This is a genomic window from Paenibacillus sp. P2(2022) (assembly GCF_029522175.1).
Taxonomy (GTDB): Bacteria; Bacillota; Bacilli; order Paenibacillales; family Paenibacillaceae; genus Paenibacillus; species Paenibacillus polymyxa.
This window is the reverse complement of sequence record NZ_JAKWFI010000039.1, coordinates 1-611: the sequence shown is the minus strand read 5'-3', so window position 1 is coordinate 611 and position 611 is coordinate 1. Positions and strand designations below refer to the sequence as shown.

General features: G+C 45.3%; 1 tRNA gene and 2 rRNA genes. All 3 read right to left on the bottom strand.

Annotated features, from left to right (window positions below):
* Positions 1-113, bottom strand: a 23S ribosomal RNA gene (locus tag MMB75_RS26070); the annotation flags it as partial.
* A 242-nt stretch (positions 114-355) separates the two neighbouring features.
* Positions 356-431: transfer RNA gene (locus tag MMB75_RS26065), tRNA-Ala, on the bottom strand.
* Positions 432-529: 98 nt separating this feature from the next.
* Positions 530-611 (bottom strand): 16S ribosomal RNA (locus MMB75_RS26060); the annotation flags it as partial.

Here is a 611-nt window from a genome sequence, read left to right as displayed (position 1 = left end):
CATCCCCGGATCAAAGCTTGCTTACAGCTCCCCGAGGCCTTATCGTTGTTCGCCACGTCCTTCGTCGGCTCCTGGCGCCTAGGCATCCTCCGTGTGCTCTTTGTAGCTTAACCTAGACTTTTCTTTCACAGAAAGAAAATGTCGATGTTCAATAAAGAGTGATTTTTGCCAATGGCAAAATATCTTTCCTTATTTGCTACCTTTATTTCACTTGTTTACACAAGATCAGCTTAAAGGAATATTCTAAAACGCAATTTCGTTTCGGTATCCAGTTTTCAAGGTGCAAAGCTGTGTGATTATCAATCAACTCCTGAAGAGTTAATGATCTCCAAACAGTTATAGATGAAATTGTAATTGGTGGAGCCAAGCGGGATCGAACCGCTGACCTCCTGCGTGCAAGGCAGGCGCTCTCCCAGCTGAGCTATGGCCCCTCACAAGTTCCATCAAAACTGAACAAATGGAATGATGAATTATTGAAGCTTACGCTTCATATTTGAATGTTTCCATCGCAGGAAACGATTCTCCATAGAAAGGAGGTGATCCAGCCGCACCTTCCGATACGGCTACCTTGTTACGACTTCACCCCAATCATCTACCCCACCTTCGGCGGC